The sequence below is a fragment of the Lysinibacillus sp. FSL K6-0102 genome (assembly GCF_038003545.1).
GTDB lineage: Bacteria > Bacillota > Bacilli > Bacillales_A > Planococcaceae > Lysinibacillus > Lysinibacillus capsici.
Genome location: NZ_JBBOPH010000001.1, coordinates 345,688 through 370,662, shown reverse-complemented (window position 1 = coordinate 370,662; position 24,975 = coordinate 345,688). Strand labels below are relative to the sequence as shown.

Here is a 24,975-nt window from a genome sequence, read left to right as displayed (position 1 = left end):
GGGAAAAACACTTCTGTAGAATGGTTGATTGGATAGAAGCCAGCGTCACTCCTAGGGGATTTAGCGTCGCAGATGAGACCTTGGAGCGAACGTAAGTGAGTGAAGCGGCTCATCGGACGCCCCCTGGAAAGGACACTGGCGGAACGCAAATCAACCTCAGCCTTGTGAAAAGGTCTGTTTCTGCAGATGACATTATCTTTTTTACCAAAGAACGGGCTTTGCTACCATCAGCCATAGCATAATAAGCAATAATACTATATACATCCAGGTTTTACGATGCAACAGTGAAACAAATTGTAGATGATTAAATGCTGGTGTGTTAAAAGTACGCAACGTCGGTTTAAACGCCCTTGCTAGAAATACGATCGATGCAAACATCACGAGGAAGGTTAATACAATCCACGAGGTATTCCAATGATAGCCCGCATGCCACATTAACAAAATACCAGAGGCTACTAGTACATGCCCTGAATGTTTGACCAGCGTAATGGACCCCTTAAAGGCTTCTATATATGGTGGCATGTCATCCATGGAAGCTATGCGCATTTTTTTTACAATGGTTAGCACAACGAACAAAGGCCCAATCGAAAGAATAGCACTTAAAATATGTATATAAAGAAGAAGTGTATAAATGGAAAACATACTGTGTACTCCCCTTTTCATCAGTCCCCTTCATTATAGCATTCAAGCTGAATTTACTTTATCAGCAATTGTGAATCCTTTGTAAACACAGCCTGAATCATTGTTAAATTGTTTGAAAAACGTATAAAGAGGGTATTGTTTATAGTAACATGCACTTATAGAACAAAAAGGAGTGATTTTTATAGGTATTCACCAATTTTTTACAAGCCTTAATGATTTAGAGCGTATTATTCGTTGCCCAGGTCGCTTCAAATTTGAAGAGCACAACGTGGCAGCCCATTCTTGGAAAGTGTCACAATATGCGATGTTTTTCGCAACGTTAGAAGAAATGCACGGTGCAACAGTTGATTGGAAATCTTTATATGAAAAGACAATCAATCATGACTTTGCGGAAGTGTTTATTGGTGACATTAAGACACCAGTAAAACATGCTAGCCCAGAGTTAAAGCAAATGCTCGCACATGTGGAAGAAAAGATGATGGAAAAATTCATTATCAATGAAATCCCTCAAGAATTTCAGGCTATTTTCTTTGAACGGATGAAAGAAGGAAAGGATCAGACTTTAGAGGGTCGGCTACTTGAATTTGCGGATAAACTCGACCAGTTTTATGAGGCTTTCGCAGAATTAAAGCGTGGTAATACTGACAAAGAATTTGTCTATATGTATCAATCAGCCCTTTCAAAACTGTTGGCAATTCCACTTGAAGCGACCGTCCACTATTTCCGCACAGAAATTTTAAAGGATGCAGTAAAGGAAAAAACACATATCGATATTCAAGCATTAACAAATGAAGTATTAACATCAAACTAATAGGGTGCATGTACAAGTTTTCCGATTGAAAAATTCACGGAAGGCTTTTTTTATTTTCCGCAAAAAGTCGTATAATGAGGAGAGATTGAATGGAGGGAAAGTATTGTCACAGGAATGCTCAATTATAGAGGATTTAATACCTCTTTATAAAAAACAACTGCTTCAAGCATCAACAATAGAATTTGTCGAAAAGCATCTAACAACTTGTCAGCAATGTCAGCAGTTTGTAGCCAATTCATCAACTCAGAACGCATACTTACCCATGAAAAGAACAGTATCCTTTTTTCATATCATATTTATTGTATTATCCTTTATGTTTGCCATTAACTCGTCCTTACTTGGCAATCAAAAGGGCTTTGTCATCTCATATGCTCTTTTCGGCTGTCTTTCTTACCTTTTCTATAAAAACATCTGGATTGTTTTTATCATAAGCTCTTTGCCTGTATTCGTTTGGGCTATCATTAATAATCTTAATAATGAGCTCTATATTACAATCTTTTCTTTAACTGAAATAGGGGCGCTTGTGATTGGAGCTGGCTACATCGCACTTTTACATACCATTTTCGCTTTAATTGGCGCAGCTTTTGCCATTCTATTACGTAGGGTTTTTCAATAAACAAAAAAGCACCTTTGAACTTTTTTACCAAAGTTGAGGTGCATTTTGTTTGTTAGGCCTTTTTCACAAATTCTGATTTTAATTTCATGGCACCAAAGCCATCAATTTTACAGTCGATATTATGATCGCCTTCCACTAGACGAATACTTTTTACCTTTGTCCCAATTTTTAAAGTGGAAGAACTGCCCTTCACCTTTAAATCCTTAATAACAGTAACTGAATCGCCGTCAGCTAACAGATTACCATTTGCATCTTTTACAATAAGTGCATCTGATTCCTGTTCAGTTGCGTCCATACTCCATTCATGCGCACATTCTGGACATACATAATTTGCTCCATCCTCATATGTATATTCTGAATGACATTTTGGACAATTTGGATAAGCTGCCATTTTTGCTTCCTCCTTTTATATTTTTACTAGGAAAATCCTCTTTATGCTCCTATCTTTACATAGTCGACCTTATTTAGCAAAGGTTGTTCGTATTTTCCGTTCGCATTTGTGAAAAAAATATGAAACATCAGCACCTTTTTGAAGGTAGTACAAGATGTTTATAACGCTATTTGGAACACTTGCCCATTGACTAATTTGCCATTATCATCTTACTTGCATGTTTATCAATCATGCTTTATTATATCCATAAAGGCTGCATTGTTCGTATAATATTAAGTTTTAACCTTTAAGCTGTAAAAGGGAGTTTTATTATTGGAGTTGGAATGACGGGCCTCACACTACGGTGCATGAGGATAAGCAGGAAAACTTCTGCGAACACCCACTTTGAGGAGTGGTGGTTTAAAACTTTCTATAATAACTACGGCATACGCGGCTTTTACTTAAATAGTGTTATATCAAGGTTTCTACAGCATCTTAGCCAAATTGGTTAAGGTGCTTTTTTCATCCCAAAATAGCCAATGGGGTTAAATTGGTGTTAAACCTCATTATAATTATTGGTAATTAAAATTAAACGCTTGTTTATCTCCGCACAATATACACTCTCATGCGAGGTTCAATATACATTTTTTTATCAACAGGCTTATTAACATTTTGGATTCCTTCTTAAATTTCATTTCCTCATATTGATCTTCCAAATCAAAAATTGTTAATTGCCCCTGCAGTTCCATATATTCAAAATGAGTCATATTCTATTTCCCCTTTCACCATTCCAGCCAGTTTTCTAAGTTTGGTCTACTACATATTTCTGTTCGACTATCACGCTCATTCAGCCAATTATAAAAAGTACTGGACGCTCTCTATCTGCTGTTTCTTAAATAGATGATGAATAAGTCACCTTCATACTAGAACGTTCTACAGCCTTGTTAAACGCCCCTACAAATACAGCTCTTAATGTACTAGTGATAGTTAATGTACCGTTCACAATATCGCTGATAATGTTAGCTAAAACGTCCTTAACGTTCCCAAAATCACGTATATCGTTCATTTTTGTAGCCAAGATACATTTGTGAAGTTGATTTTTTAATTCATCTTGTATAGGCATCGAGTGCATGAAATCGTGTAGCATTACTTGGTACTCGTTCATGTATGCCTTTTTCTTTTCAGCTTGCAAAGCTAATTCATTTGCCAAGACTCATAATATTATTTGCTTGTTTAGAACTTAAAAGATTTAGATGATTGGTTTTTAGATTGTTGCGCTTCAACCTTACTCTCACAAGGCTTTTCAGCATTTGCACGCTGGGACATTGTAAGGCAAATAATGTAGATGCTTGCTCCTTGTCCACCTTTGCTTTTTACAGTGGTTTCTTTCTTAACGATCCCTAACGATTCCAGTTTTGAAATAGCCCGATAAACTGTCTTTGTGCTGATCTCCAATGCTGCTGCAATTGTGGCAGCTTTCAAATGACAAGCCCCTGGATGTTCAAAGCTATGAGAAGCAAGTTTGAAAACGATGGCACGTTCTGATTTGTTAAATCATAATAATGAGCCGCAATGTGTTCCTCAACTGCTGTGTCCATGTCTGCTACTGATTCAAATGTTTTATAAGTTGCTAATTTTAGTGAAAATGAATTAGAGGAGATTGCAAACGCTTTAGATGCAAAATATGAGGCTCATTTCGTTTTAGAGGATGGACGCAAGTTTTAAGTTACAGATAACTAATATTGGTTGTCTGTTTTTTATTATGTACAAATCTCATTAAATTTCCTATTATAGTTAAAAAAGGGGGAATTTAATTTGAAAAAAACAACTGTATTATTTAGTGTATTAATTTTACTTTTAACTTTTAGTATGGGTGCTTACGCTGCAACTAAATACAATTTTACTTTTGATGGCAAAAAACAATCTATCGATGTGCAGGTAATTAATAATCAAGCATATGTACCTTTAAATGCTGTTACAGACCTTTTTGGGGGAAAAGTGACTTACGATAACAAAACTAAAACGTATGCTGTTACATCTAATGCCACTGGAACAACTAACACTCAGAATGGATTAACACAAACAATTGGTAATATTACAGTTAAAGTTGATAAAATTACCCAAGATTCAGATTCACTTAAAGTTTTTGTAACATATATAAATAACTCAAAAAAAGAAGCTATGACTGGGGATAGTCTCTCTAAGATTATCGCTAACGGAAAACAATATGAATATGACTTTGATTTTAACTTTGCCAGATACTATGATAAGGACGTAGCAAAAGCAGCGAGTTACATTGAACCTGGAGTAACAGAGAGTTCAGTGATATTTTTCAAACCAGTATCTACAGATAAAATTAACGTTGTATTAAATGCAGGTTGGGAATCCTATCGTTTTAATGATGTAAAGATTCAAAAATAATAAACGCAAAAAAGCCCAGGCTCAAACTTAATTGAGTACCTGGGCTTTCATGGTTTAATTTATAAACAAAATTTTTTCACATTAAATCTCCAAATTAGGAATTGTTATCCTTACAGCTAATTCTACTATTGGTTTTGAGAAAGTACTTGGAATCATGGGACTTGGCAAATCTCCATCATGATTGGCAAGTCCAAAAGATGCTTCTCCTATATGAATCCAATCTATATCATCTGTACCCTCTATAAAACCTATAAAATGATAATCTGCACTATAAGTATCATATCCATCCTTATTGGGGATTGCTCTCCAAACTTCGGCTTCTTTTGTAGGATCTACTCCAAATTGTTTAAAGAAATTCAAAATTTCTGGACTAGTGAGCTGAATTTGTTTCGCGTAAAGTTGACAATCTTCACAACCACAATGAGCTTTTTCAGAAACCTTCGGAAGTGTTATGTATAATTCTAAAGTTTTCTCTTTATCTACTTTTACAACATAATCATTTATCTTTATTTCTTCCATAATAACTCCTCTTATTTAGATTATTATTGTGGAATTAACCAAATCACATTACCTGCGTCTTTACTTGAATGATCAGGAAAAGCATTGAAACTTAATAATTTTCCATCCTCTATAAAGAAACGGATTTCTAATTTTTTATCTCCTTTTTCGTAATACGTTTTGATCGAGTCCCAACCATCTTTTACCACATTATCTTGATCTGATCTACGTATATCTTCTACAATATACTTTACAAGTTTGTCCATATCACCATAATCTTTGAACCGATTACCAGCATTTATATGTTTACTAACATCTACTTCTCCTCTTCTCCTTATTCAATCACTTCCTAACCATTCATAAAAAGTAAGGACAACCTTCTTGTATTTTGTATAATTCCCTCCCATTTTGCGCATAGATGGAGTAACAAGGGAGGTTATGACATTGAAGAAAATAATTTATCTATTGGTTTTTATTTCACTACTGTTAGTAGCTTGTGGAAAGAGCGCTGAACCAAAGGAAGTGGCAGTCGATCAAAATACGAATGTTGAAGATATTGTAGGCGCGATTGTGAAAAACGAATTCTCTGTTGATGAATCGAAAGACGGTGTTGTCACAATTTCCATTCAAGATACAGATGTAACAGAAGGATCGAAAAGCCAGATGCTAAAGGATTCTACTAAAATTTTCGCTGATTTGTCCAAATTAAAAAATGTGAAGACACCTGCTATTACTTGGTATGCTCCTCTCACTGAACCTGATGGGGACAAAACAATGACCGAGGTTTTGAATATTTATTTTAGTGAAGAGGATTTTCACAAAATAGACTGGGCCAATTATCTACAGGTCGATATCGAGTCTAGCGCTACAAATTATCATGAAGATGAGGCTTTAGAAGATTAATCACATAAAGATACCCCACAGCCTATTGTGGAGTATCTTTTTTTACATATTGTTCTATAGCTTTTTCTAAAAGAGAGTGCTTTATTTTGTAGTGAGTTGCTTGCCAAATTCCTTTCCCACCCTGCAGGATTATTAGTTGAGGAGATTCGTGCTTCACTTGAAGATCACAGGCAATAGCATTTGAAATTACCCGATCCATTTGTACAATGACAAGATATTTAGGCAATTCCGTTTGTAATTCTTTATATTCCTTTAATGCTGAAATACTACTTATACATGTCATGCTAATTTTTAACACAAGACAAGGTTTGAACTTCGATTGCTCTAAAACCTCGCACCATTTGTTTAATGTCTTTATTCGTTGCATTTAGTAACCCCCTAAAAAGAGTATATACTACAAGGGGTATTTTAGGTTGCAAAAAAACACGAGACTACATACGTGCTCGTGCTTAAAATTTTCTATTTAAATGCCTTCCGTATTCATGAATACTAGACGCCAGCCATCAGGGTCTTCAATGGTTACCCCTTTCTCAGCCCAATATGGATTTTCAGGCTCAACTTCGGGATATCCCATGAGCGCAAGACGTTCGGCAATATGACGAATGGTATCTCTGTTTGGGATATAAAGTACGAGAAGATTGTCCTTACTTGGTGCTGGACAAGGGCTACCGTCACTATGCTCAGTAAATTCTAAGTGATAACCTGCATCTGGAAGACCAATCATTAAACCATTATAGCCACGATGTTCTGTAAACGAACCAATTTTCTTTAATCCGACACCTTCACAGTAAAATCGTTCTACTTCCTTTAGCTGATCGGTTGGTCTTGCCACACGCACCTGTGCGACTGCTAATTCATTTGTCCATTGCTGTTCCATTGTTATGAAATCCCCTTTTTAGACTATTGTAAAATGAGACCATAACGCTGGAAACAGTCCTAAGTCTGAAGTTATTGGATAAGAGCAACGCTAAAAGAAGCAGCTGTTTTCTCTTTTACTTCCTCTAAAGAAACACCATCTGCTAATTCTATCAGTTGCATGCCCTCTTTCGTAAAATCAAATACAGCCAAATCTGTAATTAATCGATGTACGACACCTTTACCCGTTAGTGGCAGTTCACATTGTTTTTTTATTTTAGATTCACCATTTTTATTCACATGCTCCATGACGACAATCACTCTCTTTGCACCAACGACAAGGTCCATTGCGCCACCCATGCCCTTCACCATTTTCCCCGGAATCATCCAGTTAGCAAGGTCTCCTGTTTCAGATACCTCCATACCTCCTAAGATGGCAAGGTCAATATGTCCACCTCGAATCATTGCAAATGATTCTGCACTGTCAAAGAAGGATGCCCCTGGAACTGCCGTAACTGTTTCTTTACCTGCATTGATTAAATCAGGATCTACTGCATCTTCTACTGGATAAGGACCAATACCGAGAAGTCCGTTTTCGGATTGTAAGAGTACGTCATAATCGGTTGGGATCGCATTCGCCACAAGTGTTGGAATACCTATGCCTAAATTGACATTCATACCGTTGGCTATTTCTTTTACTGCTCGGTTAACAATTTTTTGTCTTGTATCCATCATGCTTCCCCCTTCTTCACCGTTAAACGCTCAATACGCTTCTCGTAATTTTCACCTAATAATACACGTTGTACAAAAACCCCTGGTGTATGAATATGATCAGGATCTAGCTCGCCTACTTCTACAATTTCCTCCACTTCAGCTATTGTAATTTTCCCTGACATAGCAGCTAATGGATTAAAATTGCGTGATGTTTTTCTGTAAACTAAATTTCCTAGCTTATCGGCTTTCCATGCTTTGACCAGCGCAAAGTCAGCAACGATACCTTCTTCCAAAATATATTCTTTGCCATCAAAAACCTTCACTTCTTTTCCTTCAGCAATTGGTGTGCCAACCCCTGTCGCTGTATAAAAACCAGGAATTCCCGCTCCACCTGCACGCAAACGTTCTGCAAGAGTTCCTTGCGGTGTCAACTCTACTTCTAGCTCACCACTTAAAAATTGTTGTTCAAAAATCTTATTTTCTCCTACATAAGAAGCAACCATTTTTTTTATTTGCTTGTTTGCTAATAGTAGACCCAATCCCCAGTCATCTACACCACAGTTGTTACTGACAACGGTTAAATCCTTAGTTCCCTGCTGCACTAATGCTGCGATTGATTTTTCGGGTATACCACATAGCCCGAAGCCACCTACAGCTAATGTATCTCCATCCTTAATATCCACAATCGCCTCTTCAAACGAACTCCATACCTTGCCATTCCCCATCTCGAAACCTCCCTAAATTGCTCGTTTATTAAGGAAAATTCTACATCATTGCTATTTTACAAGTAAAGGAATTAATTAGAATACTACTTATTCCTATATCGAATAAATCTATTTTCACCATTCCTACCTATCATTTCAAGTAACTGTTTTAATGCATAAGATTGATAGGTATTTTTCTTCGTAATAATCCCTAAACGCCACGGCATTTCAAAATCATCTAATGGAATTATTTTCACATTGGTATTTGTTTGCTTAGCTGCAATGGAATGGGGTAACAATGTAACCCCTAGATTGGAGGATACTAACTCTACAATCAAGTCCCACTGTGAACTTTTATAGCCGATTGTAGGTGTAAAGCCAACACTTTCACAGGATTTAATTATATAGTCGTGAAGCGTGAACTCCTCTGCAAAGATAATGAACGTTTCATTTTTTAAATCTTGTAAAGCTATGGATTTCTGGTGTGCATAGGGGTGAGATTCATTCATAAAGACATAAAACTGGTCTTCTATAAAGGATTGAACAGCAAACTTCCTTTCATCTACTGGTAATACAACGATGCCCATATCAACATCACCATTTTCAACTAGCATTTCTACCATTTTTGCGCCACGTTCGATAAGCGCTAAATGTACTTCAGGATATAGCTGATGAAATCCTCTAGCGATTTCTGGGAAAAATAATGTTCCAATTAAAGGTGGAATTCCTAATTTGATAGCACCTGTCTTAATATTTAATAAATCGTCTAGCAAAATATGTAGTTCTTGGACAGCATGCATTATTTTTTGTCCTTGATGATAAACAATACTACCTGCGTCAGTAAGTTCTACATTACGCGTTGATCTGTTCAACAATTCAACTTGTAATGATTCTTCTAATTTTTTGATACTTTTGCTTAATGAAGGCTGAGATACAAAGGAATCATGTGCAGCCTTTGTAAAACTCCTATGCTCAACAACAGCCATAAAGGCTTTTAAATCTCTTAATTCCATCACTATCTTCTCCATTTATTCGTATTTGTTATAAAAGCATCTACAAGTACTACCCTTTAGCAATAAATTCTCCATCCTTTCTTTTTAATCCTTTGCAATGTGTTGAACTATAAAATTTAGATATTTTCACCCCTGCCATTATACGTATCTTTTCGACTTTTGGAGAGTTTTTTGAGAGTTATATGACCTACAATCAATTATAAATATTGTCATAATTTATCAAAGATTGGAGATGTAACAGATGTTGAAGCAATTGCTTGAAAATCGAATAGTTAATAGGCATTATTTAGGTCTTACATTTCAGCAACATGTTTATGAATTAAAAAACTGTGAGGAAGTTTTAGGAGTGAAAGCTAAATCGCTACATATTGAGAATCGTCATATTGCTGTTGGCTATATTGCTGATGACAGTATTTTCTTTAAAAGTGCTCATTTCGGAAATACCATGGTCACTTTAACAGATGGAATTCATCAAGCAATTGTTCAGCTATTTGTACAACATTCTGGTGAAATTTGCATTGAAGTGAAGCCTTATATTAAACATGCCAACATCGTGCCTGTTTATTTCCGGACAATTCTAGCTGATACTGCCATTGCCATTGACCTAAAAGGCGCATTAAAAAAATTCCTAGTAACTCATCATTATATGATTGAAGCAGATACGATCATGGAAGTTCATTATCAATCCATGCATCCCTATGTGCTCAAGAATTCTTATGCTGGGCATTTTGTTTTAGGGTGTACACCCGATGGTAGACAAGTAACAGGAGCCGAGGAGTATACATTAGCTAACCGTATAGCTAATTTAAAGTTTTCTCACATTATTATTCAGCAACAAGGCATACCAAAATTAATTGCTTTAAATATATTATTAACGTTTGTTATTACGAATAAGATTTTTGTTACTAACGAACTTTCTATGTAACTAATTGGATAGAGGATTTTACGATGTTATTTTCATTTATTTTATTGATTGTCATCATACTAGTAGCTTTATTTGTTATAAAATCTTTTTCTCTCTATAAAAAGCGTGCAGAAAAGAAAAAATTTTTACAAGAAAGACTTAAAAACCTTCTACTGACAAATATAAGCCAACTTAAATAAAAATTTTTCAAAGAGAAATGACCTTATCTTATTAAGTGCCAACAAAAAATACACCACCTTTATAGTAAAAAATAACTCTAATAAGGTGGTGTATTTTTTAGTGAGCTTTTTCTAATGCTAATTTAATGCCAAATGCAATTAATATTGCACCTGTTAATCCTTCAATTACTGCCTTAGTTGATGGCTTTTTCATAAATGCACTAATTCGATCTAAAAGGTACACGTAGAAGATAAACCATAGCATTGTTAATGCTGTGTAAATTAGACCCATTATTAAAAAAGGAAAAAATGTTCCACTATTTCCATCTACAAATTGAGGGAGAAATGTTAGGAAAAATACGGCGACCTTTGGATTTGTCACATTTGTGAGAAACCCTTGTTTAAAGCAAGATTGGTGGGAATATTTGTGTTCTATACTTCCTACATCGTCTACAACTGGAGATTGTGTTCGAATTGTTCGAAGTGTCCACAAGGTCTTGATTCCTAAATAACATAAATAAACCGCACCAACATATTTTAAAACAGCAAATATATAGGCGGATTTTACAATAATCGCCGAAAGTCCAATAACAGCCGCACAAGTATGAATTAATAAACCGCAACAAGAACCTATGATTGTTTGTAAACCGCCCTTTCTACTTACAGTCAGTGTGTTTTTTGTTGCAATCGCTGTATCAGGGCCAGGTAAAATAATAAGTAAAATGCACATAACTAAGAATACAGATATATTGACCATATTACGCCCACCCTTTCTGTCAGAAAATTATAAAAGTAATTGTAACATACGCCAAGTCCAACAGAAAGATACAAAATTTTTCCGTTGACATATAACCGTAGGGTGTTATATATTCATAACACCCTATGGTTATATTTTATACAGATTCCTCTGCTAGTGGACTTAATAACGTTGAAAAAGGAGTAATAGAACATGACTGAAAAATTACAGGATATTGTCAAAACAATTACATTAAATGCCCCTATCGAAAAAGTTTGGGAGACTGTCGCAACAGCTGACAAAATAGCTGCTTGGTTTATGCCAAATGATTTTCAACCTATCGAAGGATACGAATTCACTATTCAATCACCGTTCGGCCCATCACCCTGTAAAGTAGAACGTGTAGATGCACCACACTTTCTACGATTTGCTTGGGATCAAGATGGCTGGTTCGTAACTTTTGAGTTAAAAGAAGTAGGCGAGCATACTGAATTTACTTTAACACATGGTGGCTGGAAGGAAGCTTCACATATTATTCCTAAAGCAAACACTGCTACTGAAGCCGTACGTACTAATATGGATAACGGATGGACAATGATTATTAATCATAAATTAAAAGAGGCTGCTGAATTCTAATGACTGAAGCAGCCATAAAGTATGATATTTTTCAAGCAATAGCTGATCCCACAAGAAGAAGCGTTTTACAGCTCCTTGCAGCAAGCGACAGACCTATTTCCAATATTACTGAGCATTTTACGATTAGTCGAACGGCTGTTGTAAAGCATTTAAAAATATTGGAACAGGCGGAGCTAATCTCTGCTCAAAAAAAAGGTCGTGAAAAAATCTATACGTTGCATAGGGAGCGTTTAAAGGAGATTGAAGATTGGCTCCAATACTTTCATTTATTTTGGGATAATAAATTGGCTCAGCTTCAAAGCATGGTTGAAGATCATTAAAGCAGAAAAAGAGCTGTCCCTTTGTCAGACAGCTCCTCATTTAAAAGAGATAAAATAATCCCCCATTAATGACTTCTATTTTAATTTTTGCTTCATATTGCTCCTCTAATGCTTTTCTTTCAATTTCATAACACTCTGGTTTATCCTCTATATCCTCATAAAAATAATCTAATACACGTTGATCACGTTGCCATCGTTTTTGTGCTTCCGTTGCCCAAGAATGATCATCCTGCTCAATAATTGACTCAATTGTAGCTTTCAATCTTTCCAGTGCTCTGGCAGGCTTAATAATATATTGCACATGAAATACATTTTCTTCAGGTTCTATGTTAAAGTCCGAAGAACAAATCGTTTCATGAAAATCCTCCTTGATGACGCCCGTCAATAAATTAATGCCAAATGAGTAAAGCATTTCTTTTGTACGATCACAGCAATACGAAACTTTAAAGTTAATACCTAACCAGGGGGTTAAAATAACCTGCCCCATATCACGATCCACTTTTTCAAACAATTGAACATAAGCTCCTAGTTCTCTTGTAGCTACAAATATCTGATTTAAACGTGGAGAACCGTAATGAATAGCTTCCCCAAATAGGTTACCAGCCATTGCTGTTTGATTGGTAATAAAGGTTACTTGCGCTGGGTTTGGTTCACTATTCGTTGCTTCAACATATTGCCAATAAAATGGCCTATTCATAATTCTTTTATCTATGTCTATCGTTAATTGAACGGTTAGATAATGATTCTCTTCTCCTAAAATTGCACAGTCATTCTCCATAAAAAATTCCTTTAAATAGTGGTGAACTTGCTGTGGATACATAGCTGCACCTCCCTACCTTATACAGATTCTTTAAAGTTTGTTAAAATGGCATCTAAATCGCCAACCACCTTCTCGAACACATCAATTTTTGTATGAAGCAATTCTAAGATTTTCTCTTCAATTGTATGTTCAATGGCAAGATTATAAATATGGACATCATGCTCCTGTCCCAAACGATGGACACGACCAATACGTTGCTCTAGCTTCATTGGATTCCAAGGTAGATCATAGTTGATTACATGATGACAAAATTGAAGATTTATCCCCTCTCCACCTGCCTCTGTAGCGATGAGCACCTGTGCTCTTTCTTTAAATAGGTGCTTCATATAATCTCGTTTACTTTTATTAAACTTACCATTAAATAGCACACTTGATATGCCATTAGAATGTAAATACCATTGTAAATAAATTTGCGTAGCACGATATTCTGTAAAAATAATAACCTTGTCATTTGCTTGTTTAACAATTTCCAATGTCTTTTCCGCCTTTGAATTTACTTCCAAGGTCATTAATTTAGTAATAATTGCTTCAATTTCTTGTGGTTGTACATGATCATCTAGCATATTCGTTAATGTTAATGCCGTAGCTTCCTTGCTACTACACATTTCTTTTTGCAACGTAATTAATGAAAATGACCCTGTGTTTTGAAGGTTGCCAAGCATTTCGTAAACTTCTCTTTCTTCGTCCGTAAATGTAATCGGTACAATTTGAACACGACGATTTGTCCAATCAATCCCCGTATCTTCCCTACGATTTCTTACCATTACCTGATTAACCAACTCTTTTAAATAATCATCATGTTCTAAATCATGCTTGCTAGCAGAGAAAGCCGATTGGAAGGCATCATAGTTACCAAGATGCCCAGGCTTTAATAAGGAGATTAAATAATACAATTCAAAGATATCATTTTGAATAGGTGTGGCAGTTAATAATAAGCAGAATTTTTTCTTTAAGCCTTGTACAAACTCGTAAATTTGTGTTTTATTATTTTTTAATTTATGTGCCTCATCAATAATTATCATGTCATAATCCTGCTCATAAATGCGCTCTCTATGTGGACTCTTTTTTGCCGTATCCATACTCATAATGAGGACATCATAGCGCTCTATCGGGCAATTTTTTTTATATGCGACAGCAGGAATATGAAATTTTATATTTAACTCTTCAATCCACTGATTAATTAAAGAAGCAGGTGCTAAAATTAATGCTCTTTTCACAAGACCTCGAATAAGGTATTCCTTTAAGATTAAGCCCGCTTCAATTGTTTTACCTAGCCCCACCTCATCAGCTAAAATAGCTTTCCCATTCATACGTTCAATAACTGTTTCGGCTGCTTCTAACTGGTGTTTCAAAGGTTGTAAATTAGGTAAATACTTTGTAGCCTGCAATCCTGTAAAATCAGGAATTAGTTTCATTTTCACAATATCATAGTTCATCTTGTACAATGTCCAGCTATCCCATTTTTCAAGATGATTTAATCGATCGATAAAGCCCTCTTCCCACTCGGACGACCTTTCTATTTTCATGATCATCACCCCATGTCATTTTTTCTAGTTTAGGGTGTCCAAAAAAGGAAAAGCTATGTTATTTCTAGATGAAAAACACCTAATGAAAGTTATTTTTTCATTAGGTATTTGTTAATTCATCTATTTACGGAATTGTTTTGGAGATTTTTCAGCAAATTCTTTAATGATAAATGAGAGTTTCTCAGGTACATTTTAGATTTTTTGAGTTGACGAACATTTTTTTCTCTAATAGATAGACTCTTTATTAAAATGTTTCCATGACAATCATATTCTCTGTATAATTTTCTTATATATACTCCATAATCAGCGTTATGTTTTCTTTTTTCTATTGATAGTCCATCAGAAGTATTTCTTCTAAAATATACCTCAAGACAAAAAGAAAGGAACACCAACAATATATTAGTGCTCCTAAAATTGATTATTTTAAACTTTCCTGTAATAGCTTACGATTACGTTGTTTGAAAATGTCATTATGTGAAGAAACAATACCTCCCTCAGAAGCATCAGGTTGAATATACTTCTTTGCACTATTCACTGCATGAAGTGCATCATGAAAGGCTGCTGCAATTAAATGAATTTTACCATCATGGCTCAAAATATCACCCGCAGCATAAAGGCCTGGGATCGATGATTCACTATTAATCGTACCAGCGATAAAATAATCATTTTTGCGCTCAATGGCTAATGGACTATTATCTAACAATTCTTTATCACGCACATACCCATGACTAATAACAACTTCATCAACAGGAATTTCTGTTACAGTCCCAGTTTCATGATTTGTTAAAGCAATAGCTTTAATCATTCCTGCTTGATCGTCTGCAATCAGCTTAGTAATTTCAGAATTGAAATGGCATTCGATCGAACTATTTGCAAGCTCTGTAATTTGAGCCTCATGTGCAGACAATGTATCTTTTCTATAAGTTAAATAGACCTTGGATGCTACCTCCGTTAATTCTAATGCCCAGTCTACCGCTGTGTTACCACCACCAGAAATAATTACTGCCTTATCTTTAAATTTTTCATAGGATTTAATTGTGTAATTTAAATTAGATACTTCAAAGCGTTCAGCCCCCTCAATTTCAATTTTTTGAGGATTTAGGATGCCACCACCAATAGCAACGATAACTGTTTTGGAATAATGAATATTCCCTGACTCTGCTGCGATGACAAATATACCATCTTCATTTTTAGCAATGGACAGCACTTTTTCATTTGTATAAATAGAAGGATTAAAGGTTAAGGCTTGCTCAACTAATTGTTTAATTAGTTGCCCCCCTGATATAGGCGTTACACCTCCCACATCCCAAATCATTTTCTCTGGATAAACATGAATTTTACCGCCTAGCTGTGGTTGTGATTCAATTAGCTTGGTTTTCATTTCACGTAAACCACAATAAAAGCTTGAATATAAACCCGCTGGCCCACCACCAATAATGGTTACATCATACAATTCTAGTTCTAACAATTCCTAACACACCTTTCATTTGGTCATTACTATCTCAACAATTGGACTAGCTCAACTGCATACAGTTCAATCGTAAATGTCTAAATGTAAATATTGCTTTGGAAAATCCTCCTTAACTCCATTATACGATAATGATAATCATTATCAAATAAAATTATAAAAAATGATGATATTAAATTTATGTATTTGTCCATAAAAATTTTCATCATTATGCTTTTGCACTATTCATTCTAAAAGCAGATTATACGTTTTACTTACTTTTTGATACACTATTGGAAAAAAGATCGAGGGCACAATGAAAAGAAAAATCTTTATATTACATGAAATCTATGGAGTTAATCATTTTATTGAAGAACAAATACAAATATATAGCGATGAGGACACTGCCGTTTCCCTTATTTCACTTTATCCAGAAGGGCTTTCCTTTCCATATGACCAGGAAAAACAAGCCTATGACTTTTTCTTACAGACAGTTGGCTTTGATGCTCCTCTTGAGTTGCTTTCACCAAAAATATTGGAGGCTTGTGAAAACTACAACGAGGTAATATTAATTGGATATAGTGTAGGTGCAACTTTAGCCTGGAGATTAACTACACTCCCCCTACACCGTGTTATTTGTGTATATGGCTCACGGATCCGCCAATACCTTGATAACATTCCATCTTGTCCAACTTTGGTTGTTTTACCTAGCCATGAAGATAGCTTTGATATTCAATCATTGAAGGATACTCTTGTAAGCATACCGAATGTTCAAATCAAACAATTTCAAGGCTTACATGGCTTTATGGATGCCTCTAACTCAAACTACTGTCAGTTGAGCCACTCGCAAGCACTCAACGACATTCAATACTTTTTACAAGCTAGCAAGCTATAGGAGGAATAAACGTGGAACAAAATATTGATATTCAGGTTGATCCATATATTGAAGCAGGCAATGTTATTTATCCAAGCTTCCATCTTTCTCTACAACCTGGCACGATTATAGGCATCTATACAGATGTTTCCAAAATACATACATTAATGCAATGGTTTATGAAACGAGATGATACGTATACTTCTTTTCGTGAAAGCTCGTTATATGAGCGACTCACAGCGCGCGAGTATATCCAGTTCATTTTAAAGCTTTTTAACCGTCCAACTAATGAATCAGAGAACATATTGAAGCTTTTTAAACTTACTGAACAAAAAAACAATAGAATTAGTAAGCTTTCTAATAGTGAAAAACAGCGATTAAAACTATTGAATATGTACCTACATCCGGCATCTATTCAAATTTTAGAAGAACCCTTTCAAAATATAGATGAATTTTCAAAGCAAACTATCCAACAGTTATTAAAAAATCTCGCAAAAGAGCATAAAATTATCATTTTATTATCAAATAATCTAGAAGACTTAATGGTTGCAAGTACAACTATACATCGATTAGATGGGGCAGACTTACATACTTTAGACGTAAAAGAGGGTAGCCTTGAGCAAGCTCCAAAGCCTCTTGAAGATGCACCAATTCGACTAGATAAAATCCCAACAAAGAAAAATGAAAAGATTATTTTATTTAATCCACCCGAAATTGATTATATTGAAAGTGTTGAAGGAGAAGTATCTATTTATGTAGCAGGTGAAGGTTATCCATGTACTCTATCGCTAAATGAGTTAGAGCAAAAATTGACACCATTCGGCTTTTTTAGAAGCCATCGTTCTTATATTGTGAACCTACAAAAGGTTCGAGAGATTATTACTTGGACACGCAATAGCTATAGCTTAGCACTCAACAGTACAGAAAAGACAGTTGTTCCACTGTCGAAAAATAAATTGGCCACTTTAAAGGAAATACTCGGAATTTAGTAGATTTCCCAGGAAATAATCGACTCCTGTCACCTTTAATAAAATTCCATTAAAGGTCCTTTTTCTGCCATTCACATGATTTTTACTGTGAGCCTTACCCTTGTTGTTTATAGTGTAGACATCAACAACAAACAGGAGGTTACACATGAACGCAGTGATTGATGTGCAACATTTGAAAAAAATTTTTCATAATGAAACAGCATTACAGGATGTTTCCTTTACCATTAAAAAAGGGGAAATATTCGGCTTTCTTGGCCCAAGTGGTTCTGGTAAAACTACTACAATTAAAATATTAACCGCACAAACAGATAAATCGGCTGGTAATGTTCTATTATTTGGGCAGCATGCATCTGAAATGAAGCAAAGTCAAAATCGTAAACGTTTTGGTATTTTAACAGATAATAGTGGCTTGTATACGAGACTATCAATTGAAGAAAATTTAATACTTTATAGTAATTTATATCAGCTATCTCCATCTGCTGTAAAAGAAGCTTTGGACTTTGTCAATTTATATGCAGAACGTAAGAAAAAGATCAGTCAGCTTTCCAAAGGAATGATTCAACGTGTTACACTTGCTCGTGCAATTATGCACAAGCCCGAATTATTATTTTTAGATGAGCCTACTTCTGCTTTGGACCCAGTAAATACACAACATATATATAATGGCTTACGAAAATTAAATGCTATGGGTACAACAATTTTTTTAACAACACACGATATGAGCGAAGCAGAAATACTTTGTGATCGTGTTGCTTTCCTGCATAAAGGGAAAATCCGAGCAATCGGCGCTCCAAAAGATCTAAAAAAAGAATTTGGCTCTGACACTATTACAGTAGAGCTTAAAAATGGTGAACAGGAAATTATAGAAAATGGTTCTCAAGATGCAGAGAAGTTATTTCAATGGATGCAATCCGATCAAGTTACACGTATCTATACAAACGAGCCAACACTAGGTGACATTTTTATGCAAATAACAGGGAGTGATTTAGTATGAATATTTCAATGACACGTATTCAAGCTATATTGATGAAGGATTATAAGGAATTCTCACGTAACTATGCCGTATCAACTATGGTATTACTACCACTTATAATGGCGTTTTTATATAATCAATTAGGTGCAAATACTATTAGCATGTATTTTCTACCAATTAACATGACATTTTCCATAGTGACTACTTACGTACAATGTAGTTTAATTGCAGAAGAAAAGGAAAAAAACACTCTTCGCAGTCTTATGCTCTCCCCTGCCTCACTTGGAGATATTTTAATTGGTAAAAGCCTGTTTGTTCTAATTGTTACAATTGTATCTGTAACAATGGCTATTTTTCTAGTTGGCTACGAACCTGCAAACCTTTTTATCTTAGCAATTGCATTATTGCTTTCTGCTGTGTTTTATATTGCTCTAGGTACAATATGTGGTTTATTTGCTAAATCTATTATGGAAGCATCTATTATTGTGTTGCCTGTAATGGTTATCTTCTCATTTGGTCCTCTGGCCTTAGCTCTATCTTCGGCATACCCAATCTTAAAATTAGCTGAATGGCTACCAAGCTCACAGTTATTACTTTTAGCAGAGGCGTTAGAAGGTAAGTATTCTATGGCAGATGTTCTTATTCCTATGATTACGATAATTGTATGGTCTCTTCTTTCTTGGATTTTCGCAGCAATTATCTATAAAAAAAGAATGGTCGATTAAAGACCATTCTTTTCTTCAGGTAATAATTCCTTCTCCCGTTTTTCAATTTCCTCTAACGTATCTGCATACCATACACCGACAAATCTTGAAGGGACGGACTCCTCAAAATAATCACCATCATAGAAAGATAAAGGAAATAACATACCCTTTTCTATATATTTCTTAATTGTTTGATAGAAATGATCATTCTGTTGTGGGCTTTGTGCTGAATAGGAGCTAAATTTATTGATGGGCTTTCCTAAAGCATCATGAAACATCAGCATTGAGGTTGAACCATTTTGGCGGAAATTTAAGTCTATTGCTTGAACATCACCAGCTTCCGTGACAATTAAATCAAAGCCTGCCACACCTACAAAGCCTTCCTCAACGCCACGTTCCATAATATGCTTTCCTACTTCAATTACTTTTTCGGGTACTTTATCTACAATGATATTCCCTTCGTAAATGCCGTTATCATCCGTAATTTGCTGGGAAGCTCCTAAGTATTGAATCCCTAGCTCCTCTGAGTAAACAAATTGACAGCTATAGTTGTCCTTTGTCTGTAAAAGCTCCTCAATAATTATACTTTCAGTTCCTGTCATGCGAAATTGTCGTAAACCTTCCGTCAATTCATCTTTATTATGACAAATGGTAACGCCATATCCTCCCGAGGTTGGCGAATCATCACCAGGCTTTAATACTACAGGGGGCTGCCAATTTTTAATGGCATCTGAAAGTCTATACGTCTCCACATTTAGACGACTTGGCACATATTTACTATCGATTAAATGATCAATATAAGCTTTTGTATTCAACTCATTAAATTTCTCCGCATCCATCCAATAACATTGACGATCCATATGCTCCAGGTCGTGTATATATTGACATACAATGGTCTTCCCTTCCTTACACCAAGTTTGGATCTGTGCCAGATATTCCTCTTGAGTCTCATAGCTATAAGGCTGTTCTACCCATGGTAATCCTGCTAATTGATGAAGCTCTTGCGCCTTTTCTGTTTGTGTTGCTCGGTGTACTAGCACGGGGATATCAGCAATAGCAACTTCTCTTGAGGTTAAAGCATCTAGCTTATGAGGATCATCCATCATCCACGGATTATCGCTATACGGTGTTCTTGGTGTATACACAGCATTATCACCATAAATTTGTCTTAACGTGTATTTAGGTTTCAAGTAGATTACCCTCTTTCAATTTTTCGGTACTCTACTCTACCCTCCCCTTTATTTTTTGACACTTTTTATAAGAAAAAAGGGTTTTACGGGTTATATAAATCCCTTTTTATACCTATTAACATCCCAATTGCACTAGTAGACTTTCTAAATGCTTTTTCACCTGTGGCCATTCTTCTATTGTAATGCTATACATAACGGTATGCCTAGTTGTCCCATCTTTGCGAATCATATGGTTACGCAATATTCCCTCTTTTGTAGCACCAATTCGCTCAATTGCCTGTTGAGAACGAATATTTTCATGATCCGTTTTTATTTGTACACGTTGTAAATGAAGATGCTCAAAAGAGTATCGTAATAGCAAATACTTACAATTAGTATTAATAGCTGTACGCCAGTATGCGGGTGTTAGCCATGTATAGCCAATTTCTAATCGCTGATGCTTGTCATCAATATCCATAAAACGTGTAGACCCGATAATGTCCCCTGATTGTTTATCCACAATCACAAATGGAAATTCTGTTTTTTCGTTTTTTGCCTTTAATGCGTTTTCCACAAATTTATTCACATCTTCCTTTTTTTCTATGGTTGTGGACATATGTGACCAAATTTCTGGATAACTTCCTGTCTCTAAAATTCCTGGTAAATCGCTCAATTCTAAAGGCTTTAGTTTAACCACTTCATTTTCTAATGTTATAAATTCCATTACACTTCACTCCTTTTTACTTATTTAACGGTAAAATTGATATGATATATATAACCAATTACTAAAAAATCAACCATACCAGAGGAGGAGGAAATTATCTGGAGCTCTCCATTATATTTACAGGCAATCTAGCGAAATACATTCAAATCTATGAAGAAATAAAGCATAAGATTATTACTAAAAAATTACTTGCTCATGAACAACTGCCTTCTAAACGAGCTCTCGCCCTAACATTGAATGTGAGTGTACACACCATAAAGGAAGCCTATGAGCAGTTACTTGCAGAAGGCTATATTTATAGTAAAGAGCGTTCTGGTTATTTTATTGCGCCCTTTGAATTTGATTGGCTACAGCAAGTACCCCGGCATGTATCTGTTCCAAGTAACAATATCCCTAACAATATACAATTTGATTTTACAAATGGACATGTGGATAACGAGGCTTTTCCCTATGCTGCTTGGCACAAGCTTATAAAAAAGCATTTTAATAGTAACAACTTATCAACAAGCCCTTGGGAGGGAGAGACAACTTTACGCACAGAGATTGCCCGCTATGTAGAGCGTTCTCGTGGGGTTAGCTGTGATGCTTCACAGGTATTTATATACAGTGGTACACAAAGCCAGCTTCAGGCTCTTTGTCATTTTCTTGGGTCTGCGATACGCGTTGGGTTAGAGGAGCCAGGATTTAAAAGAGTGCGTGCCGTTTTACAGCAATGTGGATTGTCCACAGAGGCGATTCCTGTGGACTATTCAGGGGTTACACTCCCTGCAACACCAATTCACATGTTATACACAACACCTGCTCATCAATTTCCATTAGGCATGATTATGACCATAGAAAGAAGAGTGGCATTGTTACAATGGGCTAACTCGAACGCGGGGCTTATTATTGAAGATGATTATGATTCCGAATTTCGTTATAAGGGGCTACCAATCCCGTCTTTAGCAAAAATGGATCAGCTTCAGCGTGTCATTTATTTCGGAACATTTTCAAAAACATTGCTTCCATCCTTACGCATTAGTTATATGATCCTTCCAAAGTCTTTAGTAGTGCCGTTTATGACTTTTCATTCTGAGCAAAAATCGGTTGTCTCCAAAGTAGACCAACTTGTCTTAGCAGACTTTCTTGCACAAGGTCTATTCGATAAGCATTTGGCAAAAATGCGAACAATCTATCGTAAAAAACAACAAGCATTATTGACCGCCATCTCTTCACATTTTTCAAATGAATTTCAAGTAATCGGTGAAAAATCCGGACTTCATATAGTCATCAAGCTACCACAACATCTCACCGAGAGTAGAGCGATCCAGCTTGCTCAAGAGGTAGGGGTTCAAGTCTATCCATGCTCTACCTCCTATCAGAATGGAACAAATGAAACCATGATCATTATAGGGTATGGTGGACTGACACTTCAGCAAATAAATGAAGGAATTGCACTCCTTGCGTCCGTTTGGCAATAGCATGTGATTCATTAGTTTGTCGAAATCTCATTTAAATAAAGCGAAACTTTATATAGTTTTTTTCGTATTTAAAGTTAAATGGACACATAAGGGGATAAGACAATAATGGAGAATCGAGAGTTATTAGAGCAGCATTTACAAGAGATTCAAGTGTGGGAAAAAGATCAAAAAGATTTATGGTTTTGGGAGAAATTAGGGAGAATACCATTTAAATTATTAGATAAAGTGACACCTGCCTTTCTCCAAAATAAAATTGCTTTATTGGTAGATGAACTAGGCAATTATATTCAGTCCGGTGGAAAGTATTTAATCAATGAACAAGCCATGATACAAAAAATTCGTGACCATTCTTCCACTCAGCATATTATAACTATATCTGATATTGGTCAGGTTCCTTTAGAGGACATGATCTCCCTCAGTGACAAATTACAAAATGAACGTGTGAAATTTGCTACTGTACAAGGAGCCTCTACTGGCTTTGGAGGCATCTTTACTTTAGCTATTGATATTCCAATGATTTTAGGGACTGCACTAAAAACTTTGCAAGAAATAGCAATTATTCATGGCTATGATCCGAACGATAAAATGGAACGTATTTTTATTGTAAAATGTCTACAATTTACCTCTGCTGATATTGTTGGTAAAGAAGCAATCTTACAGGAGCTTTCTACTATAAATAGCTCAAAAAAGGCTTCAGATAACATGATTTCTCAGCTTCAAGGATGGCAGGAGGTATTTTACACATACCGTGATCAGCTAGGCTGGAAAAAGCTGTTTCAAATGATCCCTATCGCAGGGATGGTTTTTGGAGCCTATGCTAATAAAGGCATGATTCAGGATGTAGCCGAAACTGGTATTATGCTTTATCGTAAAAGACGTATTTATGAAAAACTTACTGAACTAGATTGTTGATCGACAAAAGATGACACTCCAAATATGGGTGTCATCTTTTTTGTGCTTTATATTTTAATAAGTATTTTTCCTTGGTGCTGACGACTTTCCATAAATTCATGAGCCTTTTTCATTTCCTCTAAGGCAAATATTTTAGCAATTGGCACCTGAAAACTGTCTTCGTTTACTAAAGAGAAAATATCCTGCGCCACCTGTTGTAACAGTTCTGGCTTCAAAGCTCTTGTCGTACCTAAGCTAAATCCTTTTATATTGCGGCAGCTATTGTGTAAATCTGCTGTTTTTATATTTCCTGCTCTTCCTCCACTATTCCCGAATTGGACAAGCGTGCCATAAGGCGCTAAACAAGTTAAACTCTCCTCGGTGATAGCTCCTGCAATAGAATCGTACACAATATCAACACCCTGACCCTTTGTAAGTTCATTGACATTTGTACTAAATTGATCATATGTAAGTACATGATCCGCACCAAGCTGATAAACAATTGGGGCTTTTTCTAAATTACTCACCGTACCTATAATCTGTTTAGCTCCGAGCCTTTTGGCCATTTGGACAAGCATTGTCCCTACCCCACCAGAAGCAGCATGAATTAAGACGGCATCCTGCTGACCAATGGCCGCTATTTGATGTGTTAACATATATGATAAAAATAAAACTGTCGGTACAGCTGCTACCTTCTCGATTGGTACCCCACTAGGAATTTTAAAAACTAGTTGTTCCTTTGCTACTACAAATTCTGCATAAGCACCGTTTTTCGGGAATGCGATAACTTGGTCACCCTTTTGAAAACCACTGCTATCATTAAAAACTTCTTCAATTACCCCTGCAACATCTAAACCAAGAACCATCGGAAAATTTGCTTTAGCTTTATTACCTGTGCGATTTTTAATATCTGCAAAATTTACGCTTGTATGGGTTGTCCTTATTAAGACTTCACCCTCAGAAATAGTCGGTTTTGGACAATCAATAAAAGTTAAAACATCCGATGTACCAAATTCATTGATAATAATAGCCTTCATAAATTTCTCCCTCCTTGCTATGGTAAAATTATATACTAT

Annotated in this window: 31 protein-coding genes and 1 other RNA gene; 14 read left to right on the top strand and 18 right to left on the bottom strand. The window is 35.7% G+C overall.

Annotation, left to right across the window (positions count from 1 at the left end; genetic code table 11):
• Positions 1–201: 201 nt before the first annotated feature.
• Positions 202–642 carry a hypothetical protein gene (locus tag NYE73_RS01810; protein WP_112117181.1) on the bottom strand — a complete coding sequence of 147 codons (441 nt, stop codon included), beginning with the start codon at positions 640–642 and terminating at the stop codon, positions 202–204.
• 172 nt (positions 643–814) lie between these two features.
• On the opposite strand from NYE73_RS01810, the gene NYE73_RS01805 reads away from it, so the two are divergent.
• Positions 815–1,453 (top strand): YfbR-like 5'-deoxynucleotidase, encoded by a 639-nt coding sequence (locus NYE73_RS01805; RefSeq protein ID WP_081010946.1) that lies wholly within the window; start codon positions 815–817, stop codon positions 1,451–1,453.
• A 103-nt stretch (positions 1,454–1,556) separates the two neighbouring features.
• Entirely contained in the window at positions 1,557–2,069 is a 513-nt protein-coding gene (locus NYE73_RS01800) for a zf-HC2 domain-containing protein (protein ID WP_259949233.1), read from the top strand.
• 52 nt (positions 2,070–2,121) lie between these two features.
• Here the strand turns inward: NYE73_RS01800 and NYE73_RS01795 are convergent, their stop codons facing one another.
• Positions 2,122–2,460: a zinc ribbon domain-containing protein YjdM gene (locus NYE73_RS01795; protein ID WP_048393229.1), complete on the bottom strand. Its 339-nt coding sequence runs from the start codon at positions 2,458–2,460 to the stop codon at positions 2,122–2,124.
• A 247-nt stretch (positions 2,461–2,707) separates the two neighbouring features.
• Between NYE73_RS01795 and ssrS the strand changes: the two genes are divergently transcribed.
• A non-coding RNA gene (gene ssrS / locus NYE73_RS01790) (6S RNA) lies at positions 2,708–2,900 on the top strand.
• 431 nt (positions 2,901–3,331) lie between these two features.
• Here the strand turns inward: ssrS and NYE73_RS01785 are convergent.
• On the bottom strand, positions 3,332–3,649 hold the full coding sequence (locus tag NYE73_RS01785) for a hypothetical protein (protein WP_259949230.1): 318 nt from the start codon (positions 3,647–3,649) through the stop codon (positions 3,332–3,334).
• Between the two features lie 23 nt (positions 3,650–3,672).
• On the bottom strand, positions 3,673–3,972 hold the full coding sequence (locus NYE73_RS01780; protein WP_082148150.1) for a helix-turn-helix domain-containing protein: 300 nt from the start codon (positions 3,970–3,972) through the stop codon (positions 3,673–3,675).
• 282 nt (positions 3,973–4,254) lie between these two features.
• Between NYE73_RS01780 and NYE73_RS01775 the strand changes: the two genes are divergently transcribed.
• Complete coding sequence (locus NYE73_RS01775; RefSeq protein ID WP_115673884.1) at positions 4,255–4,860, top strand: stalk domain-containing protein; 606 nt, start codon at positions 4,255–4,257, stop codon at positions 4,858–4,860.
• Between the two features lie 81 nt (positions 4,861–4,941).
• On the opposite strand, the gene NYE73_RS01770 is transcribed toward NYE73_RS01775, so the two are convergent.
• Entirely contained in the window at positions 4,942–5,379 is a 438-nt protein-coding gene (locus NYE73_RS01770; protein ID WP_259949227.1) for a hypothetical protein, read from the bottom strand.
• Between the two features lie 23 nt (positions 5,380–5,402).
• Positions 5,403–5,624, bottom strand: coding sequence for a hypothetical protein (locus tag NYE73_RS01765; RefSeq protein ID WP_048393221.1), 222 nt, complete (start codon positions 5,622–5,624; stop codon positions 5,403–5,405).
• A 172-nt stretch (positions 5,625–5,796) separates the two neighbouring features.
• Between NYE73_RS01765 and NYE73_RS01760 the strand changes: the two genes are divergently transcribed.
• Positions 5,797–6,261, top strand: a complete 465-nt coding sequence (locus NYE73_RS01760) for a hypothetical protein (protein ID WP_259949224.1) — start codon at positions 5,797–5,799, stop codon at positions 6,259–6,261.
• 22 nt (positions 6,262–6,283) lie between these two features.
• On the opposite strand, the gene ytxJ is transcribed toward NYE73_RS01760, so the two are convergent.
• The 5 genes from ytxJ to NYE73_RS01735 form a co-directional block, all read right to left on the bottom strand.
• Positions 6,284–6,628: a bacillithiol system redox-active protein YtxJ gene (ytxJ, locus tag NYE73_RS01755; RefSeq protein ID WP_259949222.1), complete on the bottom strand. Its 345-nt coding sequence runs from the start codon at positions 6,626–6,628 to the stop codon at positions 6,284–6,286.
• Positions 6,629–6,724: 96 nt separating this feature from the next.
• On the bottom strand, positions 6,725–7,138 hold the full coding sequence (locus NYE73_RS01750; RefSeq protein ID WP_054549048.1) for a VOC family protein: 414 nt from the start codon (positions 7,136–7,138) through the stop codon (positions 6,725–6,727).
• Positions 7,139–7,209: 71 nt separating this feature from the next.
• Positions 7,210–7,851, bottom strand: coding sequence for a 3-oxoacid CoA-transferase subunit B (locus NYE73_RS01745; RefSeq protein ID WP_279493741.1), 642 nt, complete (start codon positions 7,849–7,851; stop codon positions 7,210–7,212).
• Positions 7,848–8,555: a CoA transferase subunit A gene (locus NYE73_RS01740; RefSeq protein ID WP_054549046.1), complete on the bottom strand. Its 708-nt coding sequence runs from the start codon at positions 8,553–8,555 to the stop codon at positions 7,848–7,850. Before NYE73_RS01740 ends, NYE73_RS01745 begins: the two co-directional genes overlap by 4 nt.
• 83 nt (positions 8,556–8,638) lie before the next feature.
• Positions 8,639–9,547, bottom strand: a complete 909-nt coding sequence (locus NYE73_RS01735) for a LysR family transcriptional regulator (protein WP_259949217.1) — start codon at positions 9,545–9,547, stop codon at positions 8,639–8,641.
• Positions 9,548–9,788: 241 nt separating this feature from the next.
• Between NYE73_RS01735 and NYE73_RS01730 the strand changes: the two genes are divergently transcribed.
• Positions 9,789–10,472, top strand: a complete 684-nt coding sequence (locus tag NYE73_RS01730) for a hypothetical protein (RefSeq protein WP_054549044.1) — start codon at positions 9,789–9,791, stop codon at positions 10,470–10,472.
• A gap of 276 nt (positions 10,473–10,748) precedes the next feature.
• Here NYE73_RS01730 and NYE73_RS01725 read toward each other — a convergent pair whose 3' ends face one another.
• Positions 10,749–11,387, bottom strand: coding sequence for a LysE family translocator (locus NYE73_RS01725; RefSeq protein WP_066038411.1), 639 nt, complete (start codon positions 11,385–11,387; stop codon positions 10,749–10,751).
• A 192-nt stretch (positions 11,388–11,579) separates the two neighbouring features.
• Here NYE73_RS01725 and NYE73_RS01720 point away from each other — a divergent pair, with 192 nt between their 5' ends.
• Together NYE73_RS01720 and NYE73_RS01715 are read left to right on the top strand one after the other, a co-directional pair.
• Complete coding sequence (locus tag NYE73_RS01720) at positions 11,580–12,002, top strand: SRPBCC family protein (RefSeq protein ID WP_048393204.1); 423 nt, start codon at positions 11,580–11,582, stop codon at positions 12,000–12,002.
• Positions 12,002–12,322, top strand: a complete 321-nt coding sequence (locus NYE73_RS01715; RefSeq protein WP_054549042.1) for an ArsR/SmtB family transcription factor — start codon at positions 12,002–12,004, stop codon at positions 12,320–12,322. The genes NYE73_RS01720 and NYE73_RS01715 overlap by 1 nt, the downstream gene beginning before the upstream one ends.
• Positions 12,323–12,362: 40 nt before the next feature.
• Here the strand turns inward: NYE73_RS01715 and NYE73_RS01710 are convergent, their stop codons facing one another.
• The 3 genes from NYE73_RS01710 to NYE73_RS01700 form a co-directional block, all read right to left on the bottom strand.
• A complete protein-coding gene (locus NYE73_RS01710; RefSeq protein WP_259949212.1) occupies positions 12,363–13,142 on the bottom strand; it encodes a YqhG family protein in 780 nt (259 codons plus the stop codon).
• A gap of 17 nt (positions 13,143–13,159) precedes the next feature.
• Positions 13,160–14,674 (bottom strand): DEAD/DEAH box helicase, encoded by a 1,515-nt coding sequence (locus tag NYE73_RS01705; RefSeq protein WP_048393198.1) that lies wholly within the window; start codon positions 14,672–14,674, stop codon positions 13,160–13,162.
• A 412-nt stretch (positions 14,675–15,086) separates the two neighbouring features.
• Complete coding sequence (locus NYE73_RS01700; RefSeq protein ID WP_259949209.1) at positions 15,087–16,136, bottom strand: NAD(P)/FAD-dependent oxidoreductase; 1,050 nt, start codon at positions 16,134–16,136, stop codon at positions 15,087–15,089.
• Between the two features lie 295 nt (positions 16,137–16,431).
• On the opposite strand from NYE73_RS01700, the gene NYE73_RS01695 reads away from it, so the two are divergent.
• The 4 genes from NYE73_RS01695 (at position 16,432) to NYE73_RS01680 (ending at position 19,676) form a co-directional block, all read left to right on the top strand.
• Entirely contained in the window at positions 16,432–17,010 is a 579-nt protein-coding gene (locus NYE73_RS01695; RefSeq protein WP_115673880.1) for a dienelactone hydrolase family protein, read from the top strand.
• 11 nt (positions 17,011–17,021) lie between these two features.
• Entirely contained in the window at positions 17,022–17,978 is a 957-nt protein-coding gene (locus NYE73_RS01690) for a LytTR family transcriptional regulator DNA-binding domain-containing protein (protein ID WP_259949206.1), read from the top strand.
• A 145-nt stretch (positions 17,979–18,123) separates the two neighbouring features.
• The gene (locus tag NYE73_RS01685) at positions 18,124–18,972 is read left to right on the top strand and encodes an ABC transporter ATP-binding protein (RefSeq protein ID WP_259949204.1); all 849 of its coding nucleotides are present in this window, start codon (positions 18,124–18,126) and stop codon (positions 18,970–18,972) included.
• A complete protein-coding gene (locus NYE73_RS01680; protein WP_048393188.1) occupies positions 18,969–19,676 on the top strand; it encodes an ABC transporter permease in 708 nt (235 codons plus the stop codon). The genes NYE73_RS01685 and NYE73_RS01680 overlap by 4 nt, the downstream gene beginning before the upstream one ends.
• On the opposite strand, the gene ldmS is transcribed toward NYE73_RS01680, so the two are convergent.
• Together ldmS and NYE73_RS01670 are read right to left on the bottom strand one after the other, a co-directional pair.
• Positions 19,673–20,845, bottom strand: coding sequence for an L-aspartate--L-methionine ligase LdmS (gene ldmS, locus NYE73_RS01675; RefSeq protein ID WP_066038405.1), 1,173 nt, complete (start codon positions 20,843–20,845; stop codon positions 19,673–19,675). The two genes, NYE73_RS01680 and ldmS, sit on opposite strands and share 4 nt — an antisense overlap.
• A gap of 115 nt (positions 20,846–20,960) precedes the next feature.
• Entirely contained in the window at positions 20,961–21,548 is a 588-nt protein-coding gene (locus NYE73_RS01670) for a GNAT family N-acetyltransferase (protein WP_066038404.1), read from the bottom strand.
• A 98-nt stretch (positions 21,549–21,646) separates the two neighbouring features.
• Here NYE73_RS01670 and pdxR point away from each other — a divergent pair, with 98 nt between their 5' ends.
• Together pdxR and NYE73_RS01660 are read left to right on the top strand one after the other, a co-directional pair.
• Positions 21,647–23,008, top strand: coding sequence for a MocR-like pyridoxine biosynthesis transcription factor PdxR (pdxR, locus tag NYE73_RS01665; protein ID WP_048393185.1), 1,362 nt, complete (start codon positions 21,647–21,649; stop codon positions 23,006–23,008).
• Between the two features lie 105 nt (positions 23,009–23,113).
• Entirely contained in the window at positions 23,114–23,920 is an 807-nt protein-coding gene (locus NYE73_RS01660) for an EcsC family protein (protein ID WP_259949201.1), read from the top strand.
• A 47-nt stretch (positions 23,921–23,967) separates the two neighbouring features.
• Here NYE73_RS01660 and NYE73_RS01655 read toward each other — a convergent pair whose 3' ends face one another.
• The gene (locus tag NYE73_RS01655; protein ID WP_103117341.1) at positions 23,968–24,936 is read right to left on the bottom strand and encodes a quinone oxidoreductase family protein; all 969 of its coding nucleotides are present in this window, start codon (positions 24,934–24,936) and stop codon (positions 23,968–23,970) included.
• Positions 24,937–24,975 lie beyond the last annotated feature (39 nt).

Excerpts from the sequence above, each read along its gene's own strand:
- NYE73_RS01810 (WP_112117181.1), bottom strand. The coding sequence starts at position 642 with ATGTTTTCCATTTATACACTTCTTCTTTATATACATATTTTAAGTGCT.
- NYE73_RS01795 (WP_048393229.1), bottom strand. The coding sequence starts at position 2,460 with ATGGCAGCTTATCCAAATTGTCCAAAATGTCATTCAGAATATACATAT.
- NYE73_RS01770 (WP_259949227.1), bottom strand. The coding sequence starts at position 5,379 with ATGGAAGAAATAAAGATAAATGATTATGTTGTAAAAGTAGATAAAGAG.
- NYE73_RS01765 (WP_048393221.1), bottom strand. The coding sequence starts at position 5,624 with ATGGACAAACTTGTAAAGTATATTGTAGAAGATATACGTAGATCAGAT.
- NYE73_RS01760 (WP_259949224.1), top strand. The coding sequence starts at position 5,797 with ATGACATTGAAGAAAATAATTTATCTATTGGTTTTTATTTCACTACTG.
- ytxJ (WP_259949222.1), bottom strand. The coding sequence starts at position 6,628 with ATGCAACGAATAAAGACATTAAACAAATGGTGCGAGGTTTTAGAGCAA.
- NYE73_RS01750 (WP_054549048.1), bottom strand. The coding sequence starts at position 7,138 with ATGGAACAGCAATGGACAAATGAATTAGCAGTCGCACAGGTGCGTGTG.
- NYE73_RS01745 (WP_279493741.1), bottom strand. The coding sequence starts at position 7,851 with ATGATGGATACAAGACAAAAAATTGTTAACCGAGCAGTAAAAGAAATA.
- NYE73_RS01740 (WP_054549046.1), bottom strand. The coding sequence starts at position 8,555 with ATGGGGAATGGCAAGGTATGGAGTTCGTTTGAAGAGGCGATTGTGGAT.
- NYE73_RS01735 (WP_259949217.1), bottom strand. The coding sequence starts at position 9,547 with ATGGAATTAAGAGATTTAAAAGCCTTTATGGCTGTTGTTGAGCATAGG.
- NYE73_RS01730 (WP_054549044.1), top strand. The coding sequence starts at position 9,789 with ATGTTGAAGCAATTGCTTGAAAATCGAATAGTTAATAGGCATTATTTA.
- NYE73_RS01725 (WP_066038411.1), bottom strand. The coding sequence starts at position 11,387 with ATGGTCAATATATCTGTATTCTTAGTTATGTGCATTTTACTTATTATT.
- NYE73_RS01720 (WP_048393204.1), top strand. The coding sequence starts at position 11,580 with ATGACTGAAAAATTACAGGATATTGTCAAAACAATTACATTAAATGCC.
- NYE73_RS01715 (WP_054549042.1), top strand. The coding sequence starts at position 12,002 with ATGACTGAAGCAGCCATAAAGTATGATATTTTTCAAGCAATAGCTGAT.
- NYE73_RS01710 (WP_259949212.1), bottom strand. The coding sequence starts at position 13,142 with ATGTATCCACAGCAAGTTCACCACTATTTAAAGGAATTTTTTATGGAG.
- NYE73_RS01705 (WP_048393198.1), bottom strand. The coding sequence starts at position 14,674 with ATGATCATGAAAATAGAAAGGTCGTCCGAGTGGGAAGAGGGCTTTATC.
- NYE73_RS01695 (WP_115673880.1), top strand. The coding sequence starts at position 16,432 with ATGAAAAGAAAAATCTTTATATTACATGAAATCTATGGAGTTAATCAT.
- NYE73_RS01685 (WP_259949204.1), top strand. The coding sequence starts at position 18,124 with ATGAACGCAGTGATTGATGTGCAACATTTGAAAAAAATTTTTCATAAT.
- NYE73_RS01680 (WP_048393188.1), top strand. The coding sequence starts at position 18,969 with ATGAATATTTCAATGACACGTATTCAAGCTATATTGATGAAGGATTAT.
- NYE73_RS01670 (WP_066038404.1), bottom strand. The coding sequence starts at position 21,548 with ATGGAATTTATAACATTAGAAAATGAAGTGGTTAAACTAAAGCCTTTA.
- NYE73_RS01660 (WP_259949201.1), top strand. The coding sequence starts at position 23,114 with ATGGAGAATCGAGAGTTATTAGAGCAGCATTTACAAGAGATTCAAGTG.
- NYE73_RS01655 (WP_103117341.1), bottom strand. The coding sequence starts at position 24,936 with ATGAAGGCTATTATTATCAATGAATTTGGTACATCGGATGTTTTAACT.